This window comes from Micromonospora sp. NBRC 107095 (assembly GCF_030269705.1).
Lineage (GTDB): Bacteria > Actinomycetota > Actinomycetes > Mycobacteriales > Micromonosporaceae > Micromonospora > Micromonospora parva.
In genome coordinates this window covers 461,192-484,409 of record NZ_BSTU01000005.1, presented here as the reverse complement: position 1 = coordinate 484,409, position 23,218 = coordinate 461,192, and the positions used below count along the sequence as shown (strand labels likewise).

Sequence of the window (23,218 nt, the reverse complement as noted above, 5' to 3'; positions counted from 1 at the left end):
CCATGCTCCACAAGACGTGGCGCCGCGTGGCGGTAGCCACCGCGGGTCTGCTCGCGCTCTCGCTTGCCACCGCCTGTTCCGAGGACCCCGGTGAGTCGACGGACCTCTCCGGGAACCGGGTCGGCGCGATGGCCGAGTACGGCGTCGGCGACCAGTTCAAGGCCACCGAGGCGCTCTCCTTCTCCACCCTCTACAACAACCACACGTTCTACCCGCTCAAGGAGGACTGGCTGTTCTGGTCCGAGTTGACGAAGCGGACCAACGTCACCATCGAACCGGTCGCCGTGCCGCTGAGCGACTACGAGCAGAAGCGCAGCCTCCTGATCGGTGCCGGGGACGCGCCGCTGATCATCCCGAAGACGTACCACCCGCAGGAGGACGCGTTCGTGGCCTCCGGGGCGATCCTCCCGGTGAGCGACTACCTGGACCTGATGCCCAACCTCAAGGACAAGATCGCCAAGTGGAACCTCAAGCCGGAGATCGACAACCTGCGGCAGGCCGACGGTAAGTTCTACCTGCTGCCCGGGCTGCACGAGAAGCCCACGCAGGACTACACGGTGCTGGTGCGCACCGACATCATGCAGGAGCTCAACCTGCCGACGCCGAAGACCTGGGACGACCTGTACGCGGTCCTCAAGGCGATGAAGGCCAAGTACCCGGACGTCTACCCGTACTCGGACCTCTTCAGCAAGCCCACCCCGACCGGCGCCCTGCTGAACCTCCTCGGCTCGTCGCACGGCACCTACGCGGGCTGGGACTTCCAGCACGCCACCTGGGACCCGACGGCGAAGAAGTTCACCTACACCGGCTCGTCCGAGCAGTACAAGCAGATGGTCACGTTCCTGCACAAGCTCGTCGCCGAGGGCCTGCTCGACCCGGAGAGCTTCACCCAGACCGACGACCAGGCCCGCCAGAAGCTGGCCAACGGCAAGTCCTTCGTGGTCACCGGCAACGCGCAGACGCTGGTCAACAACCACCGGCCCGACCTGGCCAAGACGCTGCCGAACGCGAAGATGGCCAAGATCCCGCTGCCGGTCGGCCCGGCGGGTGAGATCAACCCGTTCCCCCGGCTGGAGAACGGCATCATGATCTCCACGAAGGCCCGGGAGAGCAAGAACTTCGTCGCCATGATGCAGTTCATCGACTGGTTGTGGTATTCGGACGCCGGCCTGGAGTTCGCCCGCTGGGGCGTCGAGGGCACCACCTTCACCAAGGACGCGTCCGGGAAGCGCACGCTCAACCCCGGCGTCGACTTCCTCGGCCTCAACCCGAAGGCGCCCAAACACCTGCAGAAGGATTTCGGCTTCCAGAACGGCGTCTTCGCCTACGGCGGCAGCCCCGACCTGGTCCGCGGGTTCTTCTCCCCGGAGGAGCTGGAGTTCCAGAAGGTGATGGACGCCCGCAAGCCCCGGGAGGTTCCCCCGCCCCGCCCGTTCACCGACGAGGAACGCGAGCAGGTGTCGCTCTGGGAGACTCCGCTGAAGGACTTCGTCACCCAGAACACGCTGAAGTTCGCCCTCGGCCAGCGGCCGTTGAGCGAGTGGGACGCGTACGTGGCCGAGCTGAAGGCCAAGAACTCCGACCAGTACATCGAGCTGGTCAACAAGGCGTACGAGCGGTTCCAGAAGAACAACGGCTGATCAGCGGGATCCGGTCGGGCGGCCAGTCGCGGCCCGACCGGACTTCGCGGTGACCACCGGGCGGACGATCAGAGGGAACGATGGTGAGTGGCGCGGCCCAGACCTGGCGACAGTTCGGCGACGGACCACTGTCGCGGATCACCTCGCGCGTCTACATCCTGCTCGCTGTCGAACTGCTCCTGCTGCTCACCACGGTGCCCGGCCTGCTCCCGTTGCTGCTGCTGGGCCGCGACCCCAGCAACCTGCCGCTGGTCGCGCTCTTCCTGGTACCTGTCGGCCCGGCCCTCTCCGCCGCCCTGTACGCCCTGCGCCAGCAGCGAGCCGACCTGACCGACCTGCGCCCGGCAGCCCTGTTCTGGCGTGGCTACCGGGCGAACGCGTTCGGGGTGCTGCGCATCTGGGTGCCGACGCTGCTGTGGCTGACCGTGCTCGCCCTGAACCTCGCCTACCGGGACGCGGTCGGCCTGGCGACCTGGTGGACGGTGCCGCTGGTGCTGATCGCGGTGGCGGTGACACTCGGCGCGGCCAACGCCCTGGTGATCACCTCGCTGTTCGACTTCCGCACCCGGGACGTGCTCCGACTGGCCGTGCACTTCCTCGTGCGTACCCCGGCCGTCACCGTCGGGAACGTCCTGCTGCTGGCCGCGGCAGCCGGGGTCACCGCGGTCCTCTCCGAGGCGGTGCTGATGCTGCTCGCGTCGATCGCCGTCCTGGCGTTCCTGCGCGTCAGCGAGCCGATGATCCACCTGATCCGGAAGGAGTTCACCACATGAGCCTGCCCCTGAGCGCCGCTGTGCCCTTCGGGGGCGACGACAACCCGCGACAGGAGACCGAACCGCTGTCGGCGCTCGCCATCCTGCGACTGCCGGCGTACCGGGTCGTCGTGCTGGAGGGAGACCGGTGAACGCCGAAGAGTCAGTGGACCTGGAGCAGTTGATGTTCGTCGACGAGCCGATGGATGGTGACGGGCCGCGGGTCCACCCGGCCTGGTTGCCCCCGGAGGCGTTCCGGTCGCTCGGTGCGCGCCGCGTCCTCGTGCACGGCGAGGGGTTGCTCGTCGACACCGTCCTCGACGAGGTCTCGCAGGCCTGCGCGCGCTACGGCGGGCTGGTGTGGCACTCCCCGTCCTGGGACGTCGACGTCGACCTGGTGCTCGCCCTGCGCGACGCCGCTGAGCTGCCCAACCCGTCGGTCGAGGCGGCCCGTGCCGCCGGTGAGGCGGCGCTGGTCGAGCTGGGCGACGGCGAGACGCTCGGCGACGAGGGTTTCGTGTTGGCGCGGGCCGGTGACGTGACGGTGGTGCTGTCCGACGCGCCGGCCGGTCTGCTGTACGGACTCTTCCACGTGGTCCGGCTCTGCGCGGCGGCCTTCGACCCGGCCCGCCCCCCGGAGTGGCACCGGCCGGCGCTGCGCCGACGGATGCTGAACCACTGGGACAACGTGGCGGTGCACCCGGTGATGGGTCAGGTCGAACGGGGGTACGCCGGCGGTTCGATCTTCTGGCGGGACGGCCGTTCGCGCGGCGACCTGGACCGGGTGCGGGAGTACGGGCGGCTGCTGGCGTCCTGCGGGGTCAACGCGATCTCGGTGAACAACGTCAACGTGGCCCGCACCGAGGCGCTGCTGCTCACCGAACGGCTCGGTGACGTGGCCGAGATCGCGGACGTGCTGCGCCGCTACAGCATCCGGGTGCACCTGTCGGTCAGCTTCGCCGCGCCGGTGGTCCTCGGTGGCCTGTCGACCGCTGACCCCTTGGACGAGAACGTGCGGGTCTGGTGGGCCGCGACCACCCGGCGGGTGTACGAGCGCATCCCGGACTTCGGCGGTTACCTGGTGAAGGCCGACTCGGAGGGGCAACCGGGCCCGTTCACGTACGGCCGTGACCACGCCGACGGCGCGAACCTGCTGGCGGAGGCGCTCGCCCCGCACGGGGGAGTGGTGCACTGGCGGGCGTTCGTCTACAACCACCACCAGGACTGGCGGGACCGGTCCACCGACCGGGCGCGGGCCGCCTACGATCACTTCGCCCCGCTCGACGGGCGCTTCCGCACGAACGTGGTCGTCCAGGTGAAGTTCGGTCCGGTGGATTTCCAGGCGCGGGAGCCGATCTCACCGGTGCTCGCCGCGATGCCGGCGACCCGGTTGGCGGTGGAGTTGCAGGTCACCCAGGAGTACACGGGCCAGCAGCGGCACGTCTGCCACCTCGGCCCGTGGTGGAGTGAGGTGCTCAGCTTCGCCCCCTGGGGGCCGGGCGGGCGGACGATCGCCGACGTGGTCACCGGGGAGGCGGCAGCGGGCGGCGGCATGGTCGCCGTCGCCAACGTCGGCGACGACCCGTTCTGGACCGGGCATCCGTTGGCGCAGGCCAACCTGTACACGTTCGGCCGGCTGGCCTGGGACCCGCGGCGGGACCCGACGGCGATTCTCGACGAGTGGATCACGCTGACCTTCCCGCCGTCGGCGACCGCCGACGCGGAGCTGGTGCGGCGGACACTGCACGAGATCATGGACGACTCGTGGCGCACCTATGAGCGCTACACCGCCCCGCTGGGCGTCGGCTTCATGGTCAACCCCGGCGACCACTACGGCCCCGGCGTCGACGGGTACGAGTACACGCGGTGGGGCACCTACCACTTCGCTGACCGCGACGGCGTCGGCGTGGACCGCAGCCGCGCATCGGGCACCGGCTTCACCGGCCAGTACCCGCCGTACTGGGCGCAGGTGTACGAGTCGCCCGAGAGCTGCCCCGACGAGCTGTTGCTCTTCTTCCACCACGTGCCGTACGGGCATGTGCTGCACAGCGGCTCGACGGTCATCCAGCACATCTACGACACCCACTTCGCGGGGGTGGAGGAGGTGACGGCGATGCGGCGACGGTGGCAGCGGCTCAACGGCATGATCGACCCGAGCGTGTACGAGCGGGTCGCCGAGCGCCTGGAGGAGCAGGTGCGCTGCGCCACCGAGTGGCGCGACCAGATCAACACGTACTTCTTCCGCAAGTCCGGGGTGCCGGACGAGCGAGGGCGGGACATCTACTGAGCGGCGGCGGACGGCCCAACCACCCGGTCGGGCCGTCGGTCACCTCGCGTTCACCGGGGTCTGACGGGTTCCGGGAATGTCCCGGTAATTTCTCGCACCTGGTAGTCGCTGATCATGCCTGTCAATGCCGGCCGTAGCGCAGGTCGCTGCCGGAACCGTGGCGGCGAAAGGTTTCCGGAAGTCTTGACAATCGAGCGTGCTCGATTGAAGCTGACATGGTCACGCGAGCCGCGGTCAAGGTCGGGCGAAGGGCAGTCCTCGACTCAAGTCCCCTTCCACGCGCCTTTTTTTCGCAAGGGATCGCGACGATGACACTCAAGACGAGAACGCTCGGCGTCGTCATGGCTGCCGTGACGTTGGCCGCCGCCGCGTTGACGTTCGCCACCCCCGCGTCGGCGGCGACGCTCACGCAGGTGACCAACTTCGGCACCAACCCCACCAACCTGCAGATGCACCTCTACGTCCCGGACCGGGTGGCGACCCGACCGGCGATTCTCCTGGCGATGCACTACTGCACCGGGACGGGCCCCGCGTTCCACTCGGGCACGCAGTACGCATCCCTGGCGGACCGGTACGGGTTCATCGTGATCTACCCGTCGGCAACCCGCAGCAGCAAGTGCTGGGACGTCTACTCGCCGCAGGCGTTGCGCCGTGGCGGCGGCAGCGACCCGGTCGGGCTGATGTCCATGGTCGACTACGTGAAGCAGCGCTACTCCGCCGACCCCGCGCGGATCTTCGCCACCGGCACCTCGTCCGGCGCGATGATGACCAACGTCATGCTGGGGGACTACCCGGACGTGTTCGCGGCGGGCGCCTCGTTCGCCGGGGTGCCGTTCGCCTGTTTCGCCACCGGCGGCACCTCGGAGTGGAACAGCCAGTGCGCGAACGGGCAACTCATCCGGACCGCGCAGCAGTGGGGTGACCTGGTCCGGGAGGCGTACCCCGGCTACACCGGACAGCGGCCCCGGATGCAGATCTGGCACGGCACCAACGATGAGACGCTGCGCTACCCGAACTTCGGGGAGCAGGTCAAGCAGTGGACCAACGTGCACGGGCTGAGCCAGACCCCGACGTACACCGACTCCCCGCAGTCCGGCTACACCCGCACCCGGTACGGCAGCAGCGGTCCGATGGCGCCGGTCGAGGCGATCAGCATGCAGGGGGTCACGCACAACATCCCGGTCGACGCCGCGCAGGTGATCCGCTTCTTCGGGCTGGACGGCACCGCACCGCCGACCACTCCGCCGCCGACGACTCCGCCCCCGACCACCCCACCCCCGACCACTCCGCCCCCGACGACCCCGCCGCCGACCGAGGGCGCCTGCCGGGTCGGCTACACGGTCAACGCCTGGAACAACGGCTTCACCGCGAGCGTGGCCATCACCAACACCGGCACCACCGCCGTGAACGGCTGGGCGCTGACTTTCACCCTGCCCAGCGGGCAGCGCATCACCGGCGGCTGGAACGCCCAGTACGCGCCGACGAGCGGTGCGGTGACCGCCCGCAACGTCTCCTACAACAGCACCATCGCCCCGAACGCGTCGGTCGAGATCGGCTTCCAGGCCACGCATGAGGGTGGCACCGGCAAGCCCGCTTCGTTCGCCCTCAACGGTGCCGCCTGTTCGGTGTCCTGATTTCCCCTTCCACCCACCACCCGAGAAGGAGTCACACGATGAGAAATGCGAGATGGAAGGCGGCATCGAGAGCCGCCATCGCGCTGACCAGCGCGGGGGCCCTCGCCGCCGGTATGGCGGTGTTTCTGACCGCGCCGGCCGCCGCCGGTACGACGCTCGGCGCGTCCGCCGCGGAGAAGGGGCGGTACTTCGGTACGGCGGTGGCGGCGAACAAGTTGTCTGATAGTGCGTACACGACGATTTTGAACCGTGAGTTCAATTCGGTGACGCCTGAGAATGAGATGAAGATCGACGCGACTGAGCCGCAGCAGGGTCGGTTCAGTTACGGGGCTGCTGATCAGATTGTCAGTCATGCGCGTAGTCGGGGTATGAGCGTGCGGGGTCACACCCTGGCGTGGCATTCGCAGCAGCCGGGTTGGATGCAGAGCATGAGTGGTAGTGCGTTGCGGCAGGCGATGCTCAATCATGTGACGCAGGTGGCCACGCATTTCCGGGGTCAGGTGGTGGCGTGGGATGTGGTGAACGAGGCGTTCGCTGATGGTAGTTCGGGTGCGCGTCGTGACTCGAATTTGCAGCGGACGGGTAATGATTGGATCGAGGCGGCGTTCCGGGCGGCGGACGCTGCGGATCCGAACGCGAAGTTGTGTTACAACGACTACAACACCGACAACTGGACGCACGCGAAGACGCAGGCTGTGTACAACATGGTGCGGGACTTCAAGTCGCGTGGTGTGCCGATCGACTGTGTCGGGTTCCAGTCGCACTTCAACAACGACTCGCCCTACGTGAGCAACTACCGCACCACGCTGTCGAGCTTCGCGGCGTTGGGCGTTGACGTGCAGATCACCGAGCTGGACATCCAGGGCGCGTCGGCGAACACCTACCGCAGCGTGGTCGAGGACTGCCTCGCGGTCTCGCGCTGCACCGGCATCACGGTGTGGGGCATCCGGGACAGCGACTCGTGGCGCGCTTCCCAGACGCCACTGCTGTTCAACAGCAACGGCTCGAAGAAGCCGGCGTACGACGCGGTCCTCGCCGCGTTGAACAACGGCACCACGCCCACCGACCCGCCGACCGACCCGCCGACCGACCCGCCGACCGACCCGCCCACGACCCCGCCGCCGGGGACGGGTGGCTGCACGGCCACGGTCACGGTGAACCAGTGGACGGGAGGCTTCGTGGCGAACGTTCGGGTGACGGCCGGCTCGTCGGCCCTCAACGGCTGGACGGTGACGATCGCGCTGCCGTCGGGCGCGACGGTCACCAACGCGTGGAGCGCCGACCGCAGCGGTAACAGCGGCACCACAACCTGGACCAACGTGTCGTACAACGGCCAGGTCGGCGCCGGGCAGTCCACCGAGTACGGCTTCCAGGCCAACGGTACCGCCGGCACTCTCAGCCCCACCTGCTCAGCCCGCTAAATCCCCACCGGCCGGTGCGGAGGCCCTGTCCCCGCACCGGCCGGCCCACCCCCACCCCCACCCCGGAGCGGGTGATCAAGAGGTTTGCGTCACGACACGCCGTGGACGTTGACCGACATCTCTTGATCACCGAGTCGGGGTGGGGGTGCGGGGTGGGGGAGGCCGGGGACGTCAGGAGGTGCAGATCTTCTTGGGCGGTTGGATGTCCAGTTTGTTGAAGACGTTGTCGACTCTGCCGATGCCCGCCTTCGCCGCGATCGGTCCGGCGTTCACCAGATCGAGGAACGCGTTGATCGCCTTCGTCAGACCAGCGGGAATCGTGTAACCGACGCCGTAGTCCAGGTACAGCCCGAGCTGGGTGCTGCGGCAGAGCACGAGCGGTGCTCCCAGGGCGGAGCCGACGGTCAGCCCCACCGAGGCGGTGACTGTCGCGTACAACCCGGCGGTGAAGCCGAGCGCACCCAGACCAGCCCGGAACGCGGCCTGGTAGTGGACGATGATTCCGTTCACGCCGACCGACGGGCCGCTGATCGAGTCCGTGATGCTGTTGCGGACGCTGAGGCGCCAGGGCTCGGTCGCGCCGAACGCGCCGTTGGCGTAACCGAACCCCATGGAGCCGCCCAGGGACCACTCGCCAGCCGCCTTGATGTTGCCGTCCTTGGCGCTGAAGGCCGTCTGCACGCCGATGAGTTGGTTGGCGGTGACCGAGAACGGTACCCCGAGGATCTCGCCCACCGGCACGCTGAAGTCCAGGGGGATGGGGATGCGCTTGTTGATGTTCTGGTGGCTGTCGGTGGCCCCGGCGATCTCGATCCGCAGCCCGGCCATCCCGCCGATCCGCAACTCTGCCCGGCGGACCGTCGCGCCGCGAATCTCCAGGTGGAACTGGGCGGTGGGCTTCTTCATCAGCAACGTCGCGGTGCCCGCCACGCGGATGCCGCCGCCGTCGTAACTGAACCGCGCGCCCACCCCGCCGGCACAACAGATCGGGGTGACGGCGAACCCGGCCACCCGCCGCTGAGCGGCGACGATTCCCGGTCGCACCGGGCGGGCGGCCCCGCGCCGGCCGCCCGAGGTCCATTCAGGCCGTTGCCGGGCGACCGGGGCGGTCGAGGCCGCGCCCCCGGCACCCTCGCCGTCGGCGTCGTACTCCGCCCAGAAGGGCGTGCCCGCGTCGTGCCGGATCGGGTTCTCCAACGCGACCGGGCCGTCACTGGCGAAGGTGCCGTCGCGGATCACGTCGGTGATGGCCACCGGCCCCAGGGTCACCGCCAGGTCACCGGAGTCACGCCGGAGGTCGAGCACCCGCCCGACCGCCCGCCCGGTGAGGAACATGACCTTCCCCCGGGCGAGCGTGTCCGCGCCGCTGGCGCTGGGGTCGATGCGCCAGGTGAGCGCGTCCTCGGAGAGCCCGCGCACCGACGTGCCGCCGCCACCGACGAACACCACGTCGGGTTGGTAGGTCACCCCCGGGTCGGACGTCGGCGCGGCCCCGTACCGCTGCTCCGCCACCGGGTCGGCGGTCGGAGGGTCGGCCGGCCTCGGTGCGGCGTCACCCCGCTCGCAGCCGGCGAGCAGGAGCACCGTCGCGGCGAGCAACGCGACCACCGGACGACGACGCGCCGACCCGGCGGGCACCACGTCGCCTGTCCGGACGGTCACAGTCGACCGGCGACCGTAGCGGCCGCGGATTCCAGCGCCTTGCGGTAGACGGCCGGATCCTCGGTGCGAACCAACCGGACGCAGGCCCACAGCCCGCCCTTGCTGACGAAGACCGTGCCGTCCTCGGCGTACGACTCGTCACCCACTCCGCTGATCGGGGTCAGCTTGTGCCCGAGTTCGCGATCGATGTCCAGGAACTTCTTCGCGCCGTCACCGACATACACCTCGACCTGCGCGGTCGGGCCGGTCGGCGGCCCGGTGTAGGTGCAGCTGCTCCGATCCGGCGCGGGAGGCTCCGCCGGCTCCGCCAGCCCGGTGCCGGCCAGCTTCTCGGCCTCCTGCCTGGTCAACAGCGTGCAGGCGTCGACGGCCGTGGTCGCCGGGGCCACCTGCTCCGGCGTCACCGACGGTTCGTCATCGGAGGTGGCCGCCACTGTCGGCTGGCTGCCGGCGGCGGGGTCGTCCCCGTCGGCGTCCGTGCCGCCGAACAGGGCGCAGCCGCCGAGCCCGGCGAGCGCCAGGACCGCTGCGGCCACGGTTCCTCCGGCGCGTCGCCACACCGGTACGAGGTGGGTCATCGTGGATCCTCTCCTTGTCTCGGACTCGGCCGGTCCCGGCCTCGGGCTCACAGCGGGAGGGCGTCGAGCACCGAGCGCAACGTCTTCTCGTATCCGTCCGACGTGGCGCCCAGCCGCTCGAAACTGCTCAGGATCACCGTGTAGCTGCCCTTGTCGCTGACCACGACGGCCTCGCCCGCGATGTCCTTGACGGCCAGGTACGCCTTCCGGCCCTTGTCGACGTCCCGCACCTCCCGGTAGACCTGGGTGGCCTGATCACGCTGGTAGGCGTAGGTGCTCTCGCCGGCGAGCGGCGAAGCGGTGGTGATGGTCAGCGAGGCGACGCCCTTGCCGTCGCCGAACAGACAGTTGCCCTGGTCCTGCATCGACTGACCGACGAGGTCGGAGACCTGGGCGGCGCTGAACGGGCACGGGGGCCGGGGCACGTCGGGCAGGTCACCGCCGGCGTCGGTGTCCGCGTCGACCCCGACGCCGACGACGGGGTCGCTGCCCCCGGTGTCGTCGGGGCCGCAGGCGACGAGCGGGATCAGCAGCAGCGAGCACCACAGGGGTGCGATCAGTCGGCGCACGGTCATGCTTCCTTCACCTGTCATGGAACGTCCGAAATGGTGGGGTTGGCCTGTGGTGGATGGATCCACCAGGCCGGGATGAGCCGGTCCACCCGCCACGCGCTGACGGCGGCGGCAGCGGCCACCGCCTCCGCGTCGGGGCCTTCGACCAGCGCGATCACGACATCGTCGGTGGGCAACCGGATGGTGGCGACCAGCCGGCAGTCCACTGTGGCGATCAGCGGTGCCGCCACGCCCGCGTCGGCGGAGCAGTAGTACTGCTCCAGGACGAACAGGTGGTTGGCCATGAATCGACGCTAGGACGTGGCCGACGGCGAGGAATCGGGCGTTTCCCTATGTTTGCGCGTCTGCCCTGGTCATCGCCGCGCCCAGCTCCGCACGGGTGGAGATGCCGAGCTTGCGGTAGACCCGGGCGAGGTTGGCCTCGACGGTCTTCGGGCTGACGAACAGTTCGTCGGCGATGGCCCGGTTGGTCCGCCCGCGCGCCGCCAGCCGCGCCACCCGATCCTCGGTGGGGGTGAGATGCCGGGGTGTCGGTGCCCGGCCGCCGACGCGAGCCAGCTCGGCCCGGCCGCGCTCGGCGAACGCGGCCGCGCCGATCGCGGTGAACTCCGCCACCGCCGCCTCCAGCGCCTGCCGGGCCGGCAACTTGCGGCGGAAGCGCCGGTGCGCCATGCCCGCCACGAACAGGCAGCGTGCGCGATCCAGTGGCAGCACATCCGGCGGTACGGCGTCCCGCGCCGCCGTCAACGCGTCGAGCGCCGGCCCCGGGTCCCGGCCGGTGGCGCTGTCCAGCAGCACGCGGGCCCGCGCGGTGCCCAGGATCGTCCAGGGCCGGGGCAGCCGGCGATGGCGGTCATTCAGGCGTTCCAGCGCGGCGGCGGCCCGGTCGAGGTCGCCAGCCCCGACGCACGCCTCGATCCAGTCCGGCTCGAAGCGCATCGCCAGGGGCTCCACCAGACCCCTGGCATCGATCGTCGCGGCCAGCGCCGTGTAGGCGGCGGCGGCCTCCGCCATCCGGCCGGCCGACAGGGCCACGAACCCGGCCAACTGCTGGTGGATGCGTCGGCACCAGTCGTCGTCCAGCTCCTCGGCGAGCCGCAGGCCGGACTCGGCCACCCGGGTCGCCTCGGCCAGCCGACCCCGGTGGGCGTCGAGCAGGGCGGCCAGCCAATTTTCCGCGACCAGGCCGCTGCCGAGTTGGTCGCCGAGGTCCCGGGCGGCGGCGATGTGTCGTTCGGCAGTGTCCCACCGGCCGGCCAGCAACTCGGCCTCACCCAGGTGCGAGAGCAGCTCGTGTTGCAGGGGCTCGTCCCCGCGGGCCTCCGCCCGAGCGAGCATCCGGTGCAGCCGACCGCGGGCCCGCTCCGCGTCGTCGATCGACTTCCACCAGATCGCGGGCACCGTGCTCGCCAGCCACGCGGGCTCGTCGCCCTCCAGGCCCAGCGCCCGCTCCAGCAGGTCGGTACGTGGCGCCCGGCCGAGGCGTACCTCCTGGAAGAAGAGCAGGAGCAGGGCGGCCGCGAGCAGGTCGTGCTCACCGTCGCGGCCGTCCAACAAGGCGGCGGCGGCCTCGGCGTGCGCCCGTGCGGCCTCGGTGTGGTCGTCGAACACGGCCAGGTGGGCGTGGACGCGGCCGGCCAGGGCGGAGCCAGGTCGGGCCGCCGCCAGGGCCCGGGTGGCGATCTCCACCGCCGCCTGGCCGGCCTCGCCGCTGGACCAGGCGACGATGGCACGCAGCAGCAACGACTCGGCCCGTAGGTCGCCGGTGAAGTCGGCAGCGACCGCCTCGGCCGCCTGCCGGGCCGCCGGGAGGTCACCGCTGTCCAGCCGGCAGCGCGCCGCCGCCAGCCGCCGCCGGCCCAGCAGCGACCGGTCCTCGACCGGAGTGAGCTGGCTGGCGCGCTCGTGCAGATCGGCGGCGAGGTCGGGAGCGCCCCGGCTGTGCCAGCGCTCGGCCGCGGCGGCGAGGGTCTCCGCGACCACCGGGTCGGATGCGGTCGTGCACAGCGCCAGGTGTCGGGCCCGCTCCTCCGGATCGGCCACCAGATCGGCCAGCCGGCGGTGCAGGCGGCGGCGGACCCCCGACGGGATGCCGGCCCGCACGGCGGCGGCGTGCACCGGGTGGGTGAACCGCACGCCCGTCGGTGTCACGACGATCAGCCCGGCCTCCTCGGGCGCGTCCAGCGCGGCGGCGGGCACCCCGGCCGCGTCCAGGTCGACGAGCGTGGGCACGGTCAGCAGGGCGGCCAGGCGGAGCGCGTCGCGGCTGGGCGGGGGAAGCTCGGCGACGACGTTCGCGAGCAGGTGGTGCATGGACGCTGCCACCGGCAGATCGTCGCCGGGCGCGGGGTGGCGCGGCAGGCGTTGCATCGCGCGGACCACCTCGATGGCCAGCAGCGGGTTGCCCCCGGCCTCCCGGGCCACCCGGACGAGCAGGGGACGGGTGAGCGTGACACCGAGCTGGTCACGCAGAACGTGGTGCAGGGCGCCGACGTCCAGCGGCGGCACCTCGATCCGGGCGGCCCGTGCTCCCTGCCGGCCCTCGTCCAGCCCGAGCGGGACGTCCGGCGGCGCCTCCTGGCCTCGACGGCGACTCACCAGGATGGACAGACCGGTCAGCCGTCGCAGTGCGTACCGCAGGGCGCGCTCGCTGGGCCGGTCCAGCCAGGGTGCGTCGTCCACCGCGACCAGCACCCCGGGGTGGGTGTGTGTGGTGGTCGCCACCTCGAGCAACGTGCGGGTGGCCGCACCGACCACCCGCACGTCGACGGGTTCGGTGGCGTCGCCGGAGAGGAGGACGACCTCGGCCGCCACCCGCTGCGGCCCGGGCAGGGCGGCGACCTGGTCGGCGAGCGGCCGGAGCAGGTCGGCCAGGGCCGCGTACGGTAGCTCCGCCTCGGCCTCGGTGGGAGCGCAGCTCAGCACCAACCAGCCGGCCTCGGCGGCCCGCGCGGTCAGCGCCCGCCACAGCTCGGTCTTGCCGATGCCGGCCGGTCCCTCCAGGAGCACCGGCCCGGGTCGACCCAGTAACCGCCAGGACCGGTCGAACACCTCGTCCCGCCCGACGATGGCGCGTCGCATGGGGGAATTCTGGCATTGGCGACGGTCGCCGGGGATCCCGCCAACGGGTGATCGGCGGTGGCCCGCGGGCCCGGCCGCCCCGAGGGGCTAGCCGTCGATTCGGGTGATGTTGCGGATCTTGTTGGACGCGTCCAGGGCGGCGACCTTGTACGCCTCGGCCAGCGTCGGGTAGTTGAACACCGCGTCGATCAGGTAGTCGATGGTGCCGCCGCAGCCCATCACCGCCTGACCGATGTGGACGATCTCGGTGGCGGCGGTGCCGAACACGTGCACCCCGAGCAGTCGGCCGTCGTCGGGGGAGACGAGGAGCTTCAACATGCCGTACGAGTCACCGACGATCTGACCCCGGGCCAACTCGCGGTACCGGGCGATGCCCACCTCGAACGGGGTGGAGCTCTCGGTGAGCTGCGCCTCGGTCTGCCCGACGAAGCTGATCTCCGGGATCGTGTAGATGCCGATCGGTTGCAGGCCGTGCATCTCCCGGATCGGCTCGCCGCAGGCGTGCTGCGCGGCCAGCCGGCCCTGCTCCATCGAGGTGGACGCGAGCGCGGGGAAGCCGATCACGTCGCCGACCGCGTAGATGTGCTCCACCGCGGTGCGGTAGTTGCCGTCGACGGTGATCCGGCCGCGTCGGTCGGCCTCCAGCCCGGCCGCCTCCAGCGCCAGGTCGTCGGTCTGGCCCTGCCGGCCGGCCGAGTACATCACCGTGTCGGCGACGATCTTCTTGCCGCTCTTGAGGACGCACAGCGCCGCGGTCTGGTGTTTCTCCACGGCGGCCACCTCCTCGCCGAAGCGGAACGCCACGGACAGGTCGCGCAGGTGGTACTTGAGTGACTCGACGATCTCGTCGTCGCAGAACTCCAGCATCCGGTCGCGGCGTTCCACCACCGTCACCTTCGTGCCGAGCGCGGCGAACATCGAGGCGTACTCCATGCCGATCACTCCCGCGCCGACCACGACCATGCTGCGGGGGACGGCCTGGAGGTTGATGACGCCGTCGGAGTCCACGATGGTCCGGTCGTCGAAGTCGACGCTGTCCGGGCGGGCCGGGCGGGTCCCCGCGGCGATGACGATCTTGTCGAAAGTCACTTTGGACTCACGGCCGGAGCCACCGTCGACCCAGATCGAGTGCGCGTCGGCGAACCGCCCGGTGCCGGTGATCATCGCGACCCGGTTGCGGGCCAGTTGGTTGCGGATGACGTCGGTCTGCCGGGTGATGACGTGCTGGGTCCGGGCGGCCAGGTCGCTGACCGTGATCTCCTCCTTGACCCGGTAGCTGCTGCCGTACAGGTCCCGCTGGCTCAGGCCGGTCAGGTAGAGCACGGCCTCGCGCAGGGTCTTGGAGGGGACGGTGCCGGTGTTGATGCACACCCCACCGATCATGTCGCGGCGGTCCACGATGCCGACCCGCCGGCCGAGCTTGGCGGCGGCGATCGCGGCCTTCTGACCGCTGGGTCCGGAACCCAGCACCAACAGGTCGTAGTCATACACAGGCGTTAGCGTCGCAAGATGTCCTGGCCCGCGCCAGACTTCGTACCCGAGTGTTACTCAGCCGCCACCGTGCACATGCCGCCGTTGAGCGTGACCTCCTCCGGCGGCTGCGACCCGGTGGCGACGAACCCCAGCGACACCGTGCCGCCGGGTGGGATCAGCGCATTGTGGCGGACGTTGCGCACCCGCAGGTAGCTGCTGTCGCGGTCGACGACCTCCGCGCCCCACAGGCTGCGCAGCTGCTGGGCGGCGTAGAACCGCCACCGCATCGTCCAACCGTCGACCGCCGTCGTGCCGGTGTTGGTGACCAGGAGGCGGGCCACCAGACCGTCGGGCCACTGCCCCACAGTCGAGCGGACCGTGCAGCTCGGCGGTGGCGGCAGTGTGGTCACGGTGACCGGCACGGACAGCGGTGACAGGTGGCCGGCCTCGTCGCGGGCCTGCACCACGAAGGTGTACGTGGTGCTCGGCGTCAACCCGCTGATCTGGGTGCTGTTGCGCCCGGGCGGGTACTGGTAGACCTCGCTGACCCGGGTGAGGGCGTCGTCGGCGTCGACCCGGAACACCTCGTACCGGTCGAGGACGACGTTCTCGACCGAGTGCGCCCAGCGCAACCACACCGCCGTGGCGGCGACGTCGTAGGCGACCGGTTGGCCGGGTGCGCCGGGCGGTTGGTCGTCCCCCGGTGGCATGGTCAGCCGCAGCCGCGGATCGTCGAGTGACCTGTTGCCGGCCGCGTCCAGCGCCGCGACGGAAAAGGTGTACGTGCGTGACGGTCGCAGGTTGGTGATCCGAATGCTGTTCGTGTCGGTCGAGTAGTAAGCGCCGTTGTCCTCGAATTGCGCACCGACCGGGTAGCTGACCACCCCGACGTTGTCGGTCGCGGCCGCCCAGGTCAACTCGACCCAGGTCGTGTCGATGGCGACGACGGTGATCGGGCCGGGGGCCGTGGGTCGTTCGGTGTCCACAGCGGCGTACGCCGGGGTGGTGCCCGCCGCCAGCAGGGTCGCCGTGAGCGCGCAGGCGGCCAGCGCGGCGGCCCTGGATCGGACGCCGCGCACCTGATGATCGCGCATGATGCTTGCCTCGCTTCCGGGTGACCGCAGCGGACCAGTCATCGACTGCTGACGATGTTAAGCGAATGCCGGTCGCGCCGTCGGCCCCTCAACCGACGAGGCGCCGTTCCCAGGCCCAGGCGGCGATCTCGACCCGGTTGCGGGCCTTGAGCTTCATCTGCACGCTCGCCAGATGGGTCTTGACCGTGCCCACGGCGATGAAGAGCTGGGTGGCGATCTCGGCGTTGGTCAGGCCGCGGGCGACGAGCTTCACGACGTCGAGTTCCCGTGGCGACAGCCCGCCGTCGTCGCGCGCCGGGGCCGGTGCGCTGAGGTGCTCCAACAGCCGTACCGTGATCGACGGGCTGATCAGCGCGTCGCCGGACACGGCCGCGCGGACCGCCTCCACCAGCAGGGCCGGGCCCGAGTCCTTGAGCAGGAAGCCGCAGGCGCCGTTGGCGAGCGCGGTGTGCACGTACTCGTCGAGGTCGAAGGTCGTCACCACGACCACCCGGACCGGGTCGGTGACACCTGCTCCGGCGAGCAGTCGCAGCGCCTCCAGACCGTCGAGGCGGGGCATCCGGATGTCCAGCAGCACCACGTCCGGGCGCAGTCGTCGGGCCAGTTCGACAGCCTGCACCCCGTCGGCGGCCTCGCCGACCACCTCCATGTCCGACTGGGCGCCAATGATCATGCCGAAGCCGGTCCGGACCATCGCCTGATCGTCGGCGATCAACACCCGGATCACCGGGCCACCGCCGCGTGCAGCGGGAACGCCGCGTCGAGCACCCAACCACCGACGACGCCGGGACCGGCGGTGATCGTGCCGCCGAGCGCCCGTACCCGCTCGGTGAGGCCGATCAGACCGAAGCCGTGCCCCCGGGCCGGCGCGGTGCGCGGCGACGCGCCGTCGTCGGCGACCCGGACCAGCAACCAGTCCGGGGTACGCCGTACGACCACGTCCACGGACCGGGCGTCCGGCGCGTGCTGACGGGTGTTGGTCAGCCCTTCCATCACCACCCGGTACGCCGACGTCGAGACCTCCACCGGCAGTCCGGTCAGGTCGCCGTCCACGTGCAGCCTGGCCGGCGCGTTCGCCGCGCCGTTGAACCCGGTCAGCAGCGGCTCCAACTCGGTCACCCCGGCCAGCGGGGCCAGCGGCGCGTCCGGCGGGGCGTCCGGGTTACGCAGGATCCCGACCATCCGCCGCATCGAGGCCATCGTCTCCGCACCGGCCCGCTCGATCTGCTCCAGGGCGACGATCACCCGCTGCGGGTCCTGTTCGGCGACGAAACGGGCCCCCTGCGCCTGCACCACGATCCCGGTCACGTGGTGGGCGATGAAGTCGTGCAGGTCGCGGGCGAACTCCGCGCGCTGCTCGGCCCGGACCAGCGCGATAGCCCGCGCCCGGCCTGCGGCGATCACGCGCAGGTAGAGGCCCACCCCGGCGGCCCCGGCCGCCGCGAGCGCCTGGAGCAGCCCGAAGATCACCAGCAGGCTGTCGGTGCCGACACGCAGCGGCATCGCGGCGACGGCGAGCCCGGCGGCCACCGCCGCCCACGGGGCGAGCCGGGGCGCGCCCCAGCGGCTCACCACGAAGACCACGCCGATCAGCCCGGCCGACTCGGCGAGCCCCCAGGTGCGGGCGAGCATGATGCCGGCGCCTCCGGAGAGGAGCACCACCCCTGCGGTCACGGCCAGTGAGGCGCAGGCGAGGGCCAGTGCGGCCACCGGCAGCCGACGTGAACCCGGTTGGTGCACCGGTAGCCAGAGCGGCACCGTCGCCGCCGCCAACCCCATCGGCACCAGCAGGAGCAGGAGAGCCAGGATCCTGCGGTCGTCCGCCGTGCTGGCCGCGAAGTCGAAGAGAGCGAGGAGGCCGAAGGCCGCCAGCCCGGCCGCCTGGGCCAGGCGTACCCACAGACGTCGAAGATCCGCAGCGCTCATGGTGACCCAGCGTAGCCAGCCCGACGGCGCTGCCGGATCGGCCGAAAGGCAGACCCGGTGGCGGCGATACCCGGCCCCGGGCCGATGCGCCCACCCCACGGCGGCGGCGAGGCTTCCCCGGTCACCACGCAGCCACTGGAGGAACGATGACAACCCATGCCCCGCCGCAGACCAGCCACGCCGCGGTCGCCGCGGTCGACCTGGTGAAGGTGTACGGCAGCGGCGAGACCGCCGTCCGTGCCCTGGACGGGGTCTCGGTCGGCTTCGGCCGGGCCGAGTTCACCGCGATCATGGGCTCGTCCGGGTCCGGCAAGTCGACTCTGATGCACTGCCTCGCCGGACTCGACACGGCCACCTCCGGACGCGTCCTGCTCGGCGGCACGGAGCTGACCGGCCGGTCGGACCGGACCCTGACCCGGGTACGCCGGGAGCGGATCGGCTTCGTCTTCCAGTCCTTCAACCTCCTGCCGCAGCTCACCGCCGCGCAGAACATCACCCTGCCGCTGGACCTCGCCGGTCGGCGACCCGACGCCGAGCTCCTCGCGCACCTGGTGCGGGTGCTGGGCCTCGGCGACCGGCTGAACCACCGGCCCAGCGAGCTGTCCGGCGGCCAGCAGCAGCGGGTCGCGTTGGCCCGGGCGCTGGTGGCCCGGCCCGAGGTGGTCTTCGCCGACGAGCCGACCGGCAACCTCGACTCGCGCTCCGGCGCGGAGGTGCTCACCATCCTGCGCGACTCGGTACGCGACCTCGGCCAGACCGTCGTCATGGTCACCCACGACCCGATCGCCGCCGCGTACGCCGACCGGGTGGTGCTGCTCGCCGACGGGCGGCTGGCCGGCGAGATCGACAAGCCGGACCAGGTGTCGGTCACCGACGCCCTGCGGGAGCTGGCGGCCCGGGCATGAGGGCGACGGTGTTGCGTACCCAGACGGCCGCCGCGGCCCGGCGGCCCGGCCGGCTGATCCTGACCGGCCTGGCGATCCTGGTCGCGTCGTTCGTCGTCTTCGGCACCGTGCTGGTGCAGCAGATCACCGAGCGGACCGTGCGGGACAACCTCAGCGGCACCCCGGCCGTCACCGACCTGGTGATCGGCAGCGCCGACGCGCCGCCACCCACCGTGGCGGACGTGCGGCGGATCCGGGCCGTGCCCGGGGTGGCCGAGGCGGTGGCCCGGGCGTCGGCCGGGGTCTCCGTCGGCGAGGGCTACCTCAACCTCCAGTCCGATCCGGGCACCGGCCCGCTGAGCACGGTCCGGGTGGTCGAGGGCAGCTACCCGGACCAGCCCGGCGAGATCGCTGTCACGCCGCGCACCGCCGAGCGGCTCGGGCTCTCGGTCGGCACCACCACCAGCGGTACGGGCGGAGAGCTCACCGCCCCCGCCGCACTCACCGTGACCGCCGTGGTGGAGACCGCCGCCGACGCCGGCTACGACGCGTACGCCCCGGACAGCGCCGTGATCGCCTGGGCGCGCCTCACCGGCGTGGAGCGCGTCGACCTGCGGGTTGCCGCTGACGCCCCGACGGAGGTCGTCCGCCAACGGGTGACCGCGGCGGTCGCCGGCCAGCCGATCCGCTCCGGCGCCGAGGTGCGCGAGGTCGAGGCCAACGCGGCCGCCGAGGAGGTCGGGCGACTCTTCATCCTGGTCGGCATGTTCGTCTCCATCGCCGTCGTCGCCGCGGCGCTGGTGGTCACCTCGACGTTCCGCATCGTCTTCGCCCAGCGGATGCGGCAGCTCGCACTGCTGCGGGCGGTCGGTGCGAGCCGGGGCACCCTGGTGCGGGCCCTGACCGCCGAGGGAGCCCTGACCGGGCTGGTCGCCGGCGTCGTCGGGGTCGTCAGCGCCCTCGCCCTCGGGTACGCGCTGCCGGCGGCCCTGCGCGCCACCGGCCGTGCGGTCTCCGCGCCGGGCCTGCCACTGGCGACGGCGGTCCTGGTGGTGATCGGTGCTGTCGTGCTCACCGTGCTGGCCGTGCTGGCACCGGCGTTCTCGGCCGCCCGGGTCTCCCCGCTGGAGGCGCTGCGGACGGCGAGCACCACCGCCGGCCGGCGCGGCATCGGGGTCTTCCGTCTGGTCGGCGGGCTGTTCCTGGCCATCGGCGCGATCCTGGCGGCGGTCGCGACGATCAGTCAGTTGCCGCAGCCGGACCAGTCGAGCTACGACCCCGCGATGCCGCTGCTGCTGCTGGTCGGGTCCGGTGCGCTGGCGTTCTTCGCGCTGGTCGCCCTCGGTCCGCTGCTGGTACGCCCGGTGCTGGCAGTGGTCGGTTGGCCGCTGCGCCAGCTCGGGCCGCTCGGGCGGATGTCGGTCGGTGGCATCGGTGGTGCGCCGCGCCGGGCGGCCGCGGTCTCGGTCGTGGTCGCGCTGGGCACGACCCTGATCTCCGGGGTGGTCATCGGCGGCACCTCGTTGCAGGTCCTCGCCGACCGCGAGATGGCGCTCGCGGCCCCTACCGACTTCGAGGTCACCGGCAACGGTGGGACGCTGCCGCCGGTGGTGGTGAGTCGGGTCGAGGCGGCGCACGGCGCGCTGGCCCAGGTGGTGCCGTACCGGAAGGTCGACGACGTCACGCTGCTGCGCGGCGCCGACAAGCTCGGCGCCGTCGAGTCCGGCTATCCGACGAGCGACCTGGACGTGGCGGCGTTGCCGAGCACCGGTGACCTGGACGTGGCCCAGGGCAGCCTGGACGATCGCGGACCCGGCCGGATCGTGCTCAACAGCTGGGTCGCGCGGGACGCGGGTCTGCGGGCCGGCGACACCGCGACGCTCGCCGTCGCCACCCGCCGGGTCGACGTCCGGGTGGTAGCGGTGCTGCCCGGTGACGGACCGCTGCACGCGGGCATCCTCGCCGACCCGGCCGACCTCGACCGGCTCGGCGTGCCGTCGGCGTACACCGGTCTGCTCGCCGACGCGGCCGGTGCCGGCGAGGACGGTCGCACCGCTGGCGTGCGGGCGCTGCGGCAGGCCATCGCGGGCAGCGACGGGGTGGGCCTCACGGTGCTCGCCGACGAACGGGACCGCGCCGACGCGTTGGTGCGCACCCTGGTCTGGATCGCTGTCGGTCTGGTCAGCCTGACCGTGCTGATCGCGGTCGTCGGGGTGGGCTCCACGACCGCGCTGTCGGTGGTCGAGCGGGTACGCGAGTCCGGGCTGCTCCGGGCGATCGGGCTGTCCCGGACGGGCCTGCGCACCATGCTGACGGTCGAGTCCGGCCTGTACGGGTTGATCGGCGCGACCATCGGCCTGGTGCTCGGGGTCCCGTACGCCTGGTTGGCGGTGCAGGCTCTCGGGATCGCGGCACCGCTGACCGCGCCGCTGTTGCCGCTGGCCGGGCTGTTCGTGGTGCTGGTCGGGCTGACCGCGCTGGCCGGGGTGCTGCCGGCCCGTCGGGCGTCGCGGGTCAGCCCGGTGGTGGCGCTCGGGGCTGACAGTTGAGCACCGCCGTGGGGTGGCGTCGGAAGTCGGCGCCCCCCACGGCGGCCTGGTCAGTTGGGGTTGTTGGCGTGGGTCAACGTCTCCCAGGCGACGAAGAGGTTGTTGGTTCCGGCCGGACGTTGTTGCAGCGTGAGGGTCTGGGTGTTGGTCATGACGTTGCCCAACCGGGTGCTCATCGCGTTGAAGCCGACCTCGGTGATCGGGCCGAGGCCCCGGGTGAGGCTGCCGCCGCAGAGCCAGGAGGGCGGTGCCTCGCCGAGTTGGTAGCGCGAGTGGAAGCCGAGCGCCTGACGCAGTCGCTCGCCGACCTGCGGGTACAGGTCCCGGCCCTGGATCCGCGAGGTCTCCGCGACGTGCGAGATGGCGGAGATGCCGTACCCGGTGTGCACGAAGTCGCGGCAGGTCTCCTGGGCCAGGCCGGCGACGAAGGTGGACTGGCCCTGCCAGTAGCCGATGATCTCCGCGCTGGTGTCCAGACCGCTGCCGGGCGTGGTGTACGGCAACGCGCCGTCGCTGGGCAGGTAGACGAAGGCCCGGGTGCGGTTGAGGAAACGGGTGACCGCCGCGTCGTAGGCGCTGCGGTCGTCCAGGAACACCGCGATGCCGACGGCGGCCTCCATCATGGTCAGTTCCCAGTTGCCGTTGCTGTTCGAGCCGTTGCGCACCATCGGCAGGTAGACGGTGCGCAGCATGGTGGCGAAGCGGTTGGCGTTGGGCCAGCTCGGGTACGTGTATTTGATGATCTCGGCGGCCCGGGGCCAGACCGAGGCGGCCCAGCCGGTCTGCAGCGGGGCGTTGCTGCCGGTGTGCGCGGTGATCGTGGCCGACCACGCGTCCATGATCTGAATGGCCTTCTGCGCGTACCGGGCGTCACCGGTGACATACCAGGCCAGCGCGTCGGTGTACGCGGCGATCGCGTCCTCACGCTCGTCGGTGCAGCCGTTGTTCGGGTTGGAGTAGGAACCGCACTCGACCACCGAACGGGGCGCCGGGGTGCGCGACAGGGAGGCGTACCGGCTGCCCATCATCTGGTTGTAGGCCGCCGCCCACGGCTGCGCGCCGGCCTGGACCCGGCCCCGGACGAAGTCGAGCTGGCCTCGGCTGACCAGCACGCCGGGGTGGGTGAAACCAGCAGAGGGCGGTGGTGTCGTGCCGCCGCTGGGCAGTGTCCAGGTCTGGTTGGCGGAGCCGGTGCAGCTCCAGATCTGCAGCGGGGTGCCGTCGGCCGAGCTGGGACCGGTGGCGTCGAGGCACTTGCCGGAGGCCGGGTTGATCAGTTGGCCGGCGTTGGGCGACCACTGTTGCGCCCCGGTGCCGTTGCAGTCGTAGATCTGCACCCGGGCACCGTTCGCCGTGCTGGCGGCGGCGATGTCCAGGCACTTGCCCAGCGCCCGGATCGTGCCGTCGTCGGCCACCGTCCACTGCTGCGCGGTGGAGCCGTTGCAGGTGAAGAGTTGGACCTGCGTGTTGTTGGCCGGGTTCGCGGCGGCCACGTCGACGCACTTGCCGCCGTACCCGGTGATCGCGCCGGTCGTGGCCGCCGTCGCCGGTGACGTGCCGACGACCATTGCGGCCGGTACGGCGAGCAGGGCCGCGGCGAGCGCGGAGGTCAGTCTGGTGCGGGGGCGGCGGGGTACGAGCCCGGCCAGTCGTCGCGCCATGTCG

18 protein-coding genes are annotated in these 23,218 nt (G+C 71.5%); 8 read left to right on the top strand and 10 right to left on the bottom strand.

Annotated features, from left to right (window positions below):
• Nucleotides 1–2 precede the first annotated feature (2 nt).
• The 6 genes from QSK15_RS25040 (at nt 3) to QSK15_RS25015 (ending at nt 7,734) form a co-directional block, all read left to right on the top strand.
• Nucleotides 3–1,640: an ABC transporter substrate-binding protein gene (locus QSK15_RS25040; protein ID WP_285796592.1), complete on the top strand. Its 1,638-nt coding sequence runs from the start codon at nt 3–5 to the stop codon at nt 1,638–1,640.
• Nucleotides 1,641–1,723: 83 nt separating this feature from the next.
• Nucleotides 1,724–2,413 (top strand): DUF624 domain-containing protein, encoded by a 690-nt coding sequence (locus tag QSK15_RS25035; protein ID WP_285796591.1) that lies wholly within the window; start codon nt 1,724–1,726, stop codon nt 2,411–2,413.
• Complete coding sequence (locus tag QSK15_RS25030) at nt 2,410–2,544, top strand: hypothetical protein (protein WP_285796590.1); 135 nt, start codon at nt 2,410–2,412, stop codon at nt 2,542–2,544. Before QSK15_RS25035 ends, QSK15_RS25030 begins: the two co-directional genes overlap by 4 nt.
• A complete protein-coding gene (locus QSK15_RS25025; RefSeq protein ID WP_285796589.1) occupies nt 2,541–4,679 on the top strand; it encodes an alpha-glucuronidase in 2,139 nt (712 codons plus the stop codon). Before QSK15_RS25030 ends, QSK15_RS25025 begins: the two co-directional genes overlap by 4 nt.
• Nucleotides 4,680–4,987: 308 nt before the next feature.
• Nucleotides 4,988–6,313 (top strand): extracellular catalytic domain type 1 short-chain-length polyhydroxyalkanoate depolymerase, encoded by a 1,326-nt coding sequence (locus QSK15_RS25020; protein ID WP_285796588.1) that lies wholly within the window; start codon nt 4,988–4,990, stop codon nt 6,311–6,313.
• A gap of 38 nt (nt 6,314–6,351) precedes the next feature.
• The gene (locus tag QSK15_RS25015; protein ID WP_285796587.1) at nt 6,352–7,734 is read left to right on the top strand and encodes a glycoside hydrolase family 10 protein; all 1,383 of its coding nucleotides are present in this window, start codon (nt 6,352–6,354) and stop codon (nt 7,732–7,734) included.
• 171 nt (nt 7,735–7,905) lie between these two features.
• Here QSK15_RS25015 and QSK15_RS25010 read toward each other — a convergent pair whose 3' ends face one another.
• The 9 genes from QSK15_RS25010 to QSK15_RS24970 form a co-directional block, all read right to left on the bottom strand.
• The gene (locus tag QSK15_RS25010) at nt 7,906–9,396 is read right to left on the bottom strand and encodes a hypothetical protein (protein ID WP_285796586.1); all 1,491 of its coding nucleotides are present in this window, start codon (nt 9,394–9,396) and stop codon (nt 7,906–7,908) included.
• A complete protein-coding gene (locus tag QSK15_RS25005) occupies nt 9,393–9,974 on the bottom strand; it encodes a DUF3558 domain-containing protein (protein ID WP_285796585.1) in 582 nt (193 codons plus the stop codon). Before QSK15_RS25005 ends, QSK15_RS25010 begins: the two co-directional genes overlap by 4 nt.
• 47 nt (nt 9,975–10,021) lie before the next feature.
• Nucleotides 10,022–10,549, bottom strand: coding sequence for a P-loop NTPase family protein (locus QSK15_RS25000; protein ID WP_285796584.1), 528 nt, complete (start codon nt 10,547–10,549; stop codon nt 10,022–10,024).
• Between the two features lie 14 nt (nt 10,550–10,563).
• On the bottom strand, nt 10,564–10,830 hold the full coding sequence (locus tag QSK15_RS24995) for a hypothetical protein (RefSeq protein WP_285796583.1): 267 nt from the start codon (nt 10,828–10,830) through the stop codon (nt 10,564–10,566).
• A 46-nt stretch (nt 10,831–10,876) separates the two neighbouring features.
• A complete protein-coding gene (locus QSK15_RS24990; RefSeq protein ID WP_285796582.1) occupies nt 10,877–13,627 on the bottom strand; it encodes an AAA family ATPase in 2,751 nt (916 codons plus the stop codon).
• Nucleotides 13,628–13,714: 87 nt separating this feature from the next.
• Nucleotides 13,715–15,118, bottom strand: a complete 1,404-nt coding sequence (gene sthA / locus QSK15_RS24985) for a Si-specific NAD(P)(+) transhydrogenase (protein ID WP_285796581.1) — start codon at nt 15,116–15,118, stop codon at nt 13,715–13,717.
• A 53-nt stretch (nt 15,119–15,171) separates the two neighbouring features.
• Nucleotides 15,172–16,194, bottom strand: a complete 1,023-nt coding sequence (locus QSK15_RS24980) for a cellulose binding domain-containing protein (protein WP_285796580.1) — start codon at nt 16,192–16,194, stop codon at nt 15,172–15,174.
• A gap of 88 nt (nt 16,195–16,282) precedes the next feature.
• Nucleotides 16,283–16,921, bottom strand: a complete 639-nt coding sequence (locus QSK15_RS24975) for a response regulator (RefSeq protein WP_285796579.1) — start codon at nt 16,919–16,921, stop codon at nt 16,283–16,285.
• Nucleotides 16,918–18,120 (bottom strand): sensor histidine kinase, encoded by a 1,203-nt coding sequence (locus QSK15_RS24970; protein WP_285796578.1) that lies wholly within the window; start codon nt 18,118–18,120, stop codon nt 16,918–16,920. The genes QSK15_RS24975 and QSK15_RS24970 overlap by 4 nt, the downstream gene beginning before the upstream one ends.
• A gap of 146 nt (nt 18,121–18,266) precedes the next feature.
• Between QSK15_RS24970 and QSK15_RS24965 the strand changes: the two genes are divergently transcribed.
• Nucleotides 18,267–19,025 (top strand): ABC transporter ATP-binding protein, encoded by a 759-nt coding sequence (locus QSK15_RS24965; protein WP_285796577.1) that lies wholly within the window; start codon nt 18,267–18,269, stop codon nt 19,023–19,025.
• The gene (locus tag QSK15_RS24960) at nt 19,022–21,553 is read left to right on the top strand and encodes an FtsX-like permease family protein (protein WP_285796576.1); all 2,532 of its coding nucleotides are present in this window, start codon (nt 19,022–19,024) and stop codon (nt 21,551–21,553) included. Before QSK15_RS24965 ends, QSK15_RS24960 begins: the two co-directional genes overlap by 4 nt.
• Before the next feature lie 50 nt (nt 21,554–21,603).
• Here QSK15_RS24960 and QSK15_RS24955 read toward each other — a convergent pair whose 3' ends face one another.
• Nucleotides 21,604–23,214, bottom strand: a complete 1,611-nt coding sequence (locus tag QSK15_RS24955; protein ID WP_285796575.1) for a ricin-type beta-trefoil lectin domain protein — start codon at nt 23,212–23,214, stop codon at nt 21,604–21,606.
• Between the last annotated feature and the right edge of the window lie 4 nt (nt 23,215–23,218).

Bases quoted from the DNA above. Each gene is read 5' to 3' on its own strand.
- QSK15_RS25040 (WP_285796592.1), top strand. From the start codon at position 3: ATGCTCCACAAGACGTGGCGCCGCGTGGCGGTAGCCACCGCGGGTCTG.
- QSK15_RS25030 (WP_285796590.1), top strand. From the start codon at position 2,410: ATGAGCCTGCCCCTGAGCGCCGCTGTGCCCTTCGGGGGCGACGACAAC.
- QSK15_RS25020 (WP_285796588.1), top strand. From the start codon at position 4,988: ATGACACTCAAGACGAGAACGCTCGGCGTCGTCATGGCTGCCGTGACG.
- QSK15_RS25015 (WP_285796587.1), top strand. From the start codon at position 6,352: ATGAGAAATGCGAGATGGAAGGCGGCATCGAGAGCCGCCATCGCGCTG.
- QSK15_RS25005 (WP_285796585.1), bottom strand. From the start codon at position 9,974: ATGACCCACCTCGTACCGGTGTGGCGACGCGCCGGAGGAACCGTGGCC.
- QSK15_RS25000 (WP_285796584.1), bottom strand. From the start codon at position 10,549: ATGACCGTGCGCCGACTGATCGCACCCCTGTGGTGCTCGCTGCTGCTG.
- QSK15_RS24995 (WP_285796583.1), bottom strand. From the start codon at position 10,830: ATGGCCAACCACCTGTTCGTCCTGGAGCAGTACTACTGCTCCGCCGAC.
- QSK15_RS24990 (WP_285796582.1), bottom strand. From the start codon at position 13,627: ATGCGACGCGCCATCGTCGGGCGGGACGAGGTGTTCGACCGGTCCTGG.
- QSK15_RS24980 (WP_285796580.1), bottom strand. From the start codon at position 16,194: ATGCGCGATCATCAGGTGCGCGGCGTCCGATCCAGGGCCGCCGCGCTG.
- QSK15_RS24970 (WP_285796578.1), bottom strand. From the start codon at position 18,120: ATGAGCGCTGCGGATCTTCGACGTCTGTGGGTACGCCTGGCCCAGGCG.
- QSK15_RS24965 (WP_285796577.1), top strand. From the start codon at position 18,267: ATGACAACCCATGCCCCGCCGCAGACCAGCCACGCCGCGGTCGCCGCG.
- QSK15_RS24960 (WP_285796576.1), top strand. From the start codon at position 19,022: ATGAGGGCGACGGTGTTGCGTACCCAGACGGCCGCCGCGGCCCGGCGG.
- QSK15_RS24955 (WP_285796575.1), bottom strand. From the start codon at position 23,214: ATGGCGCGACGACTGGCCGGGCTCGTACCCCGCCGCCCCCGCACCAGA.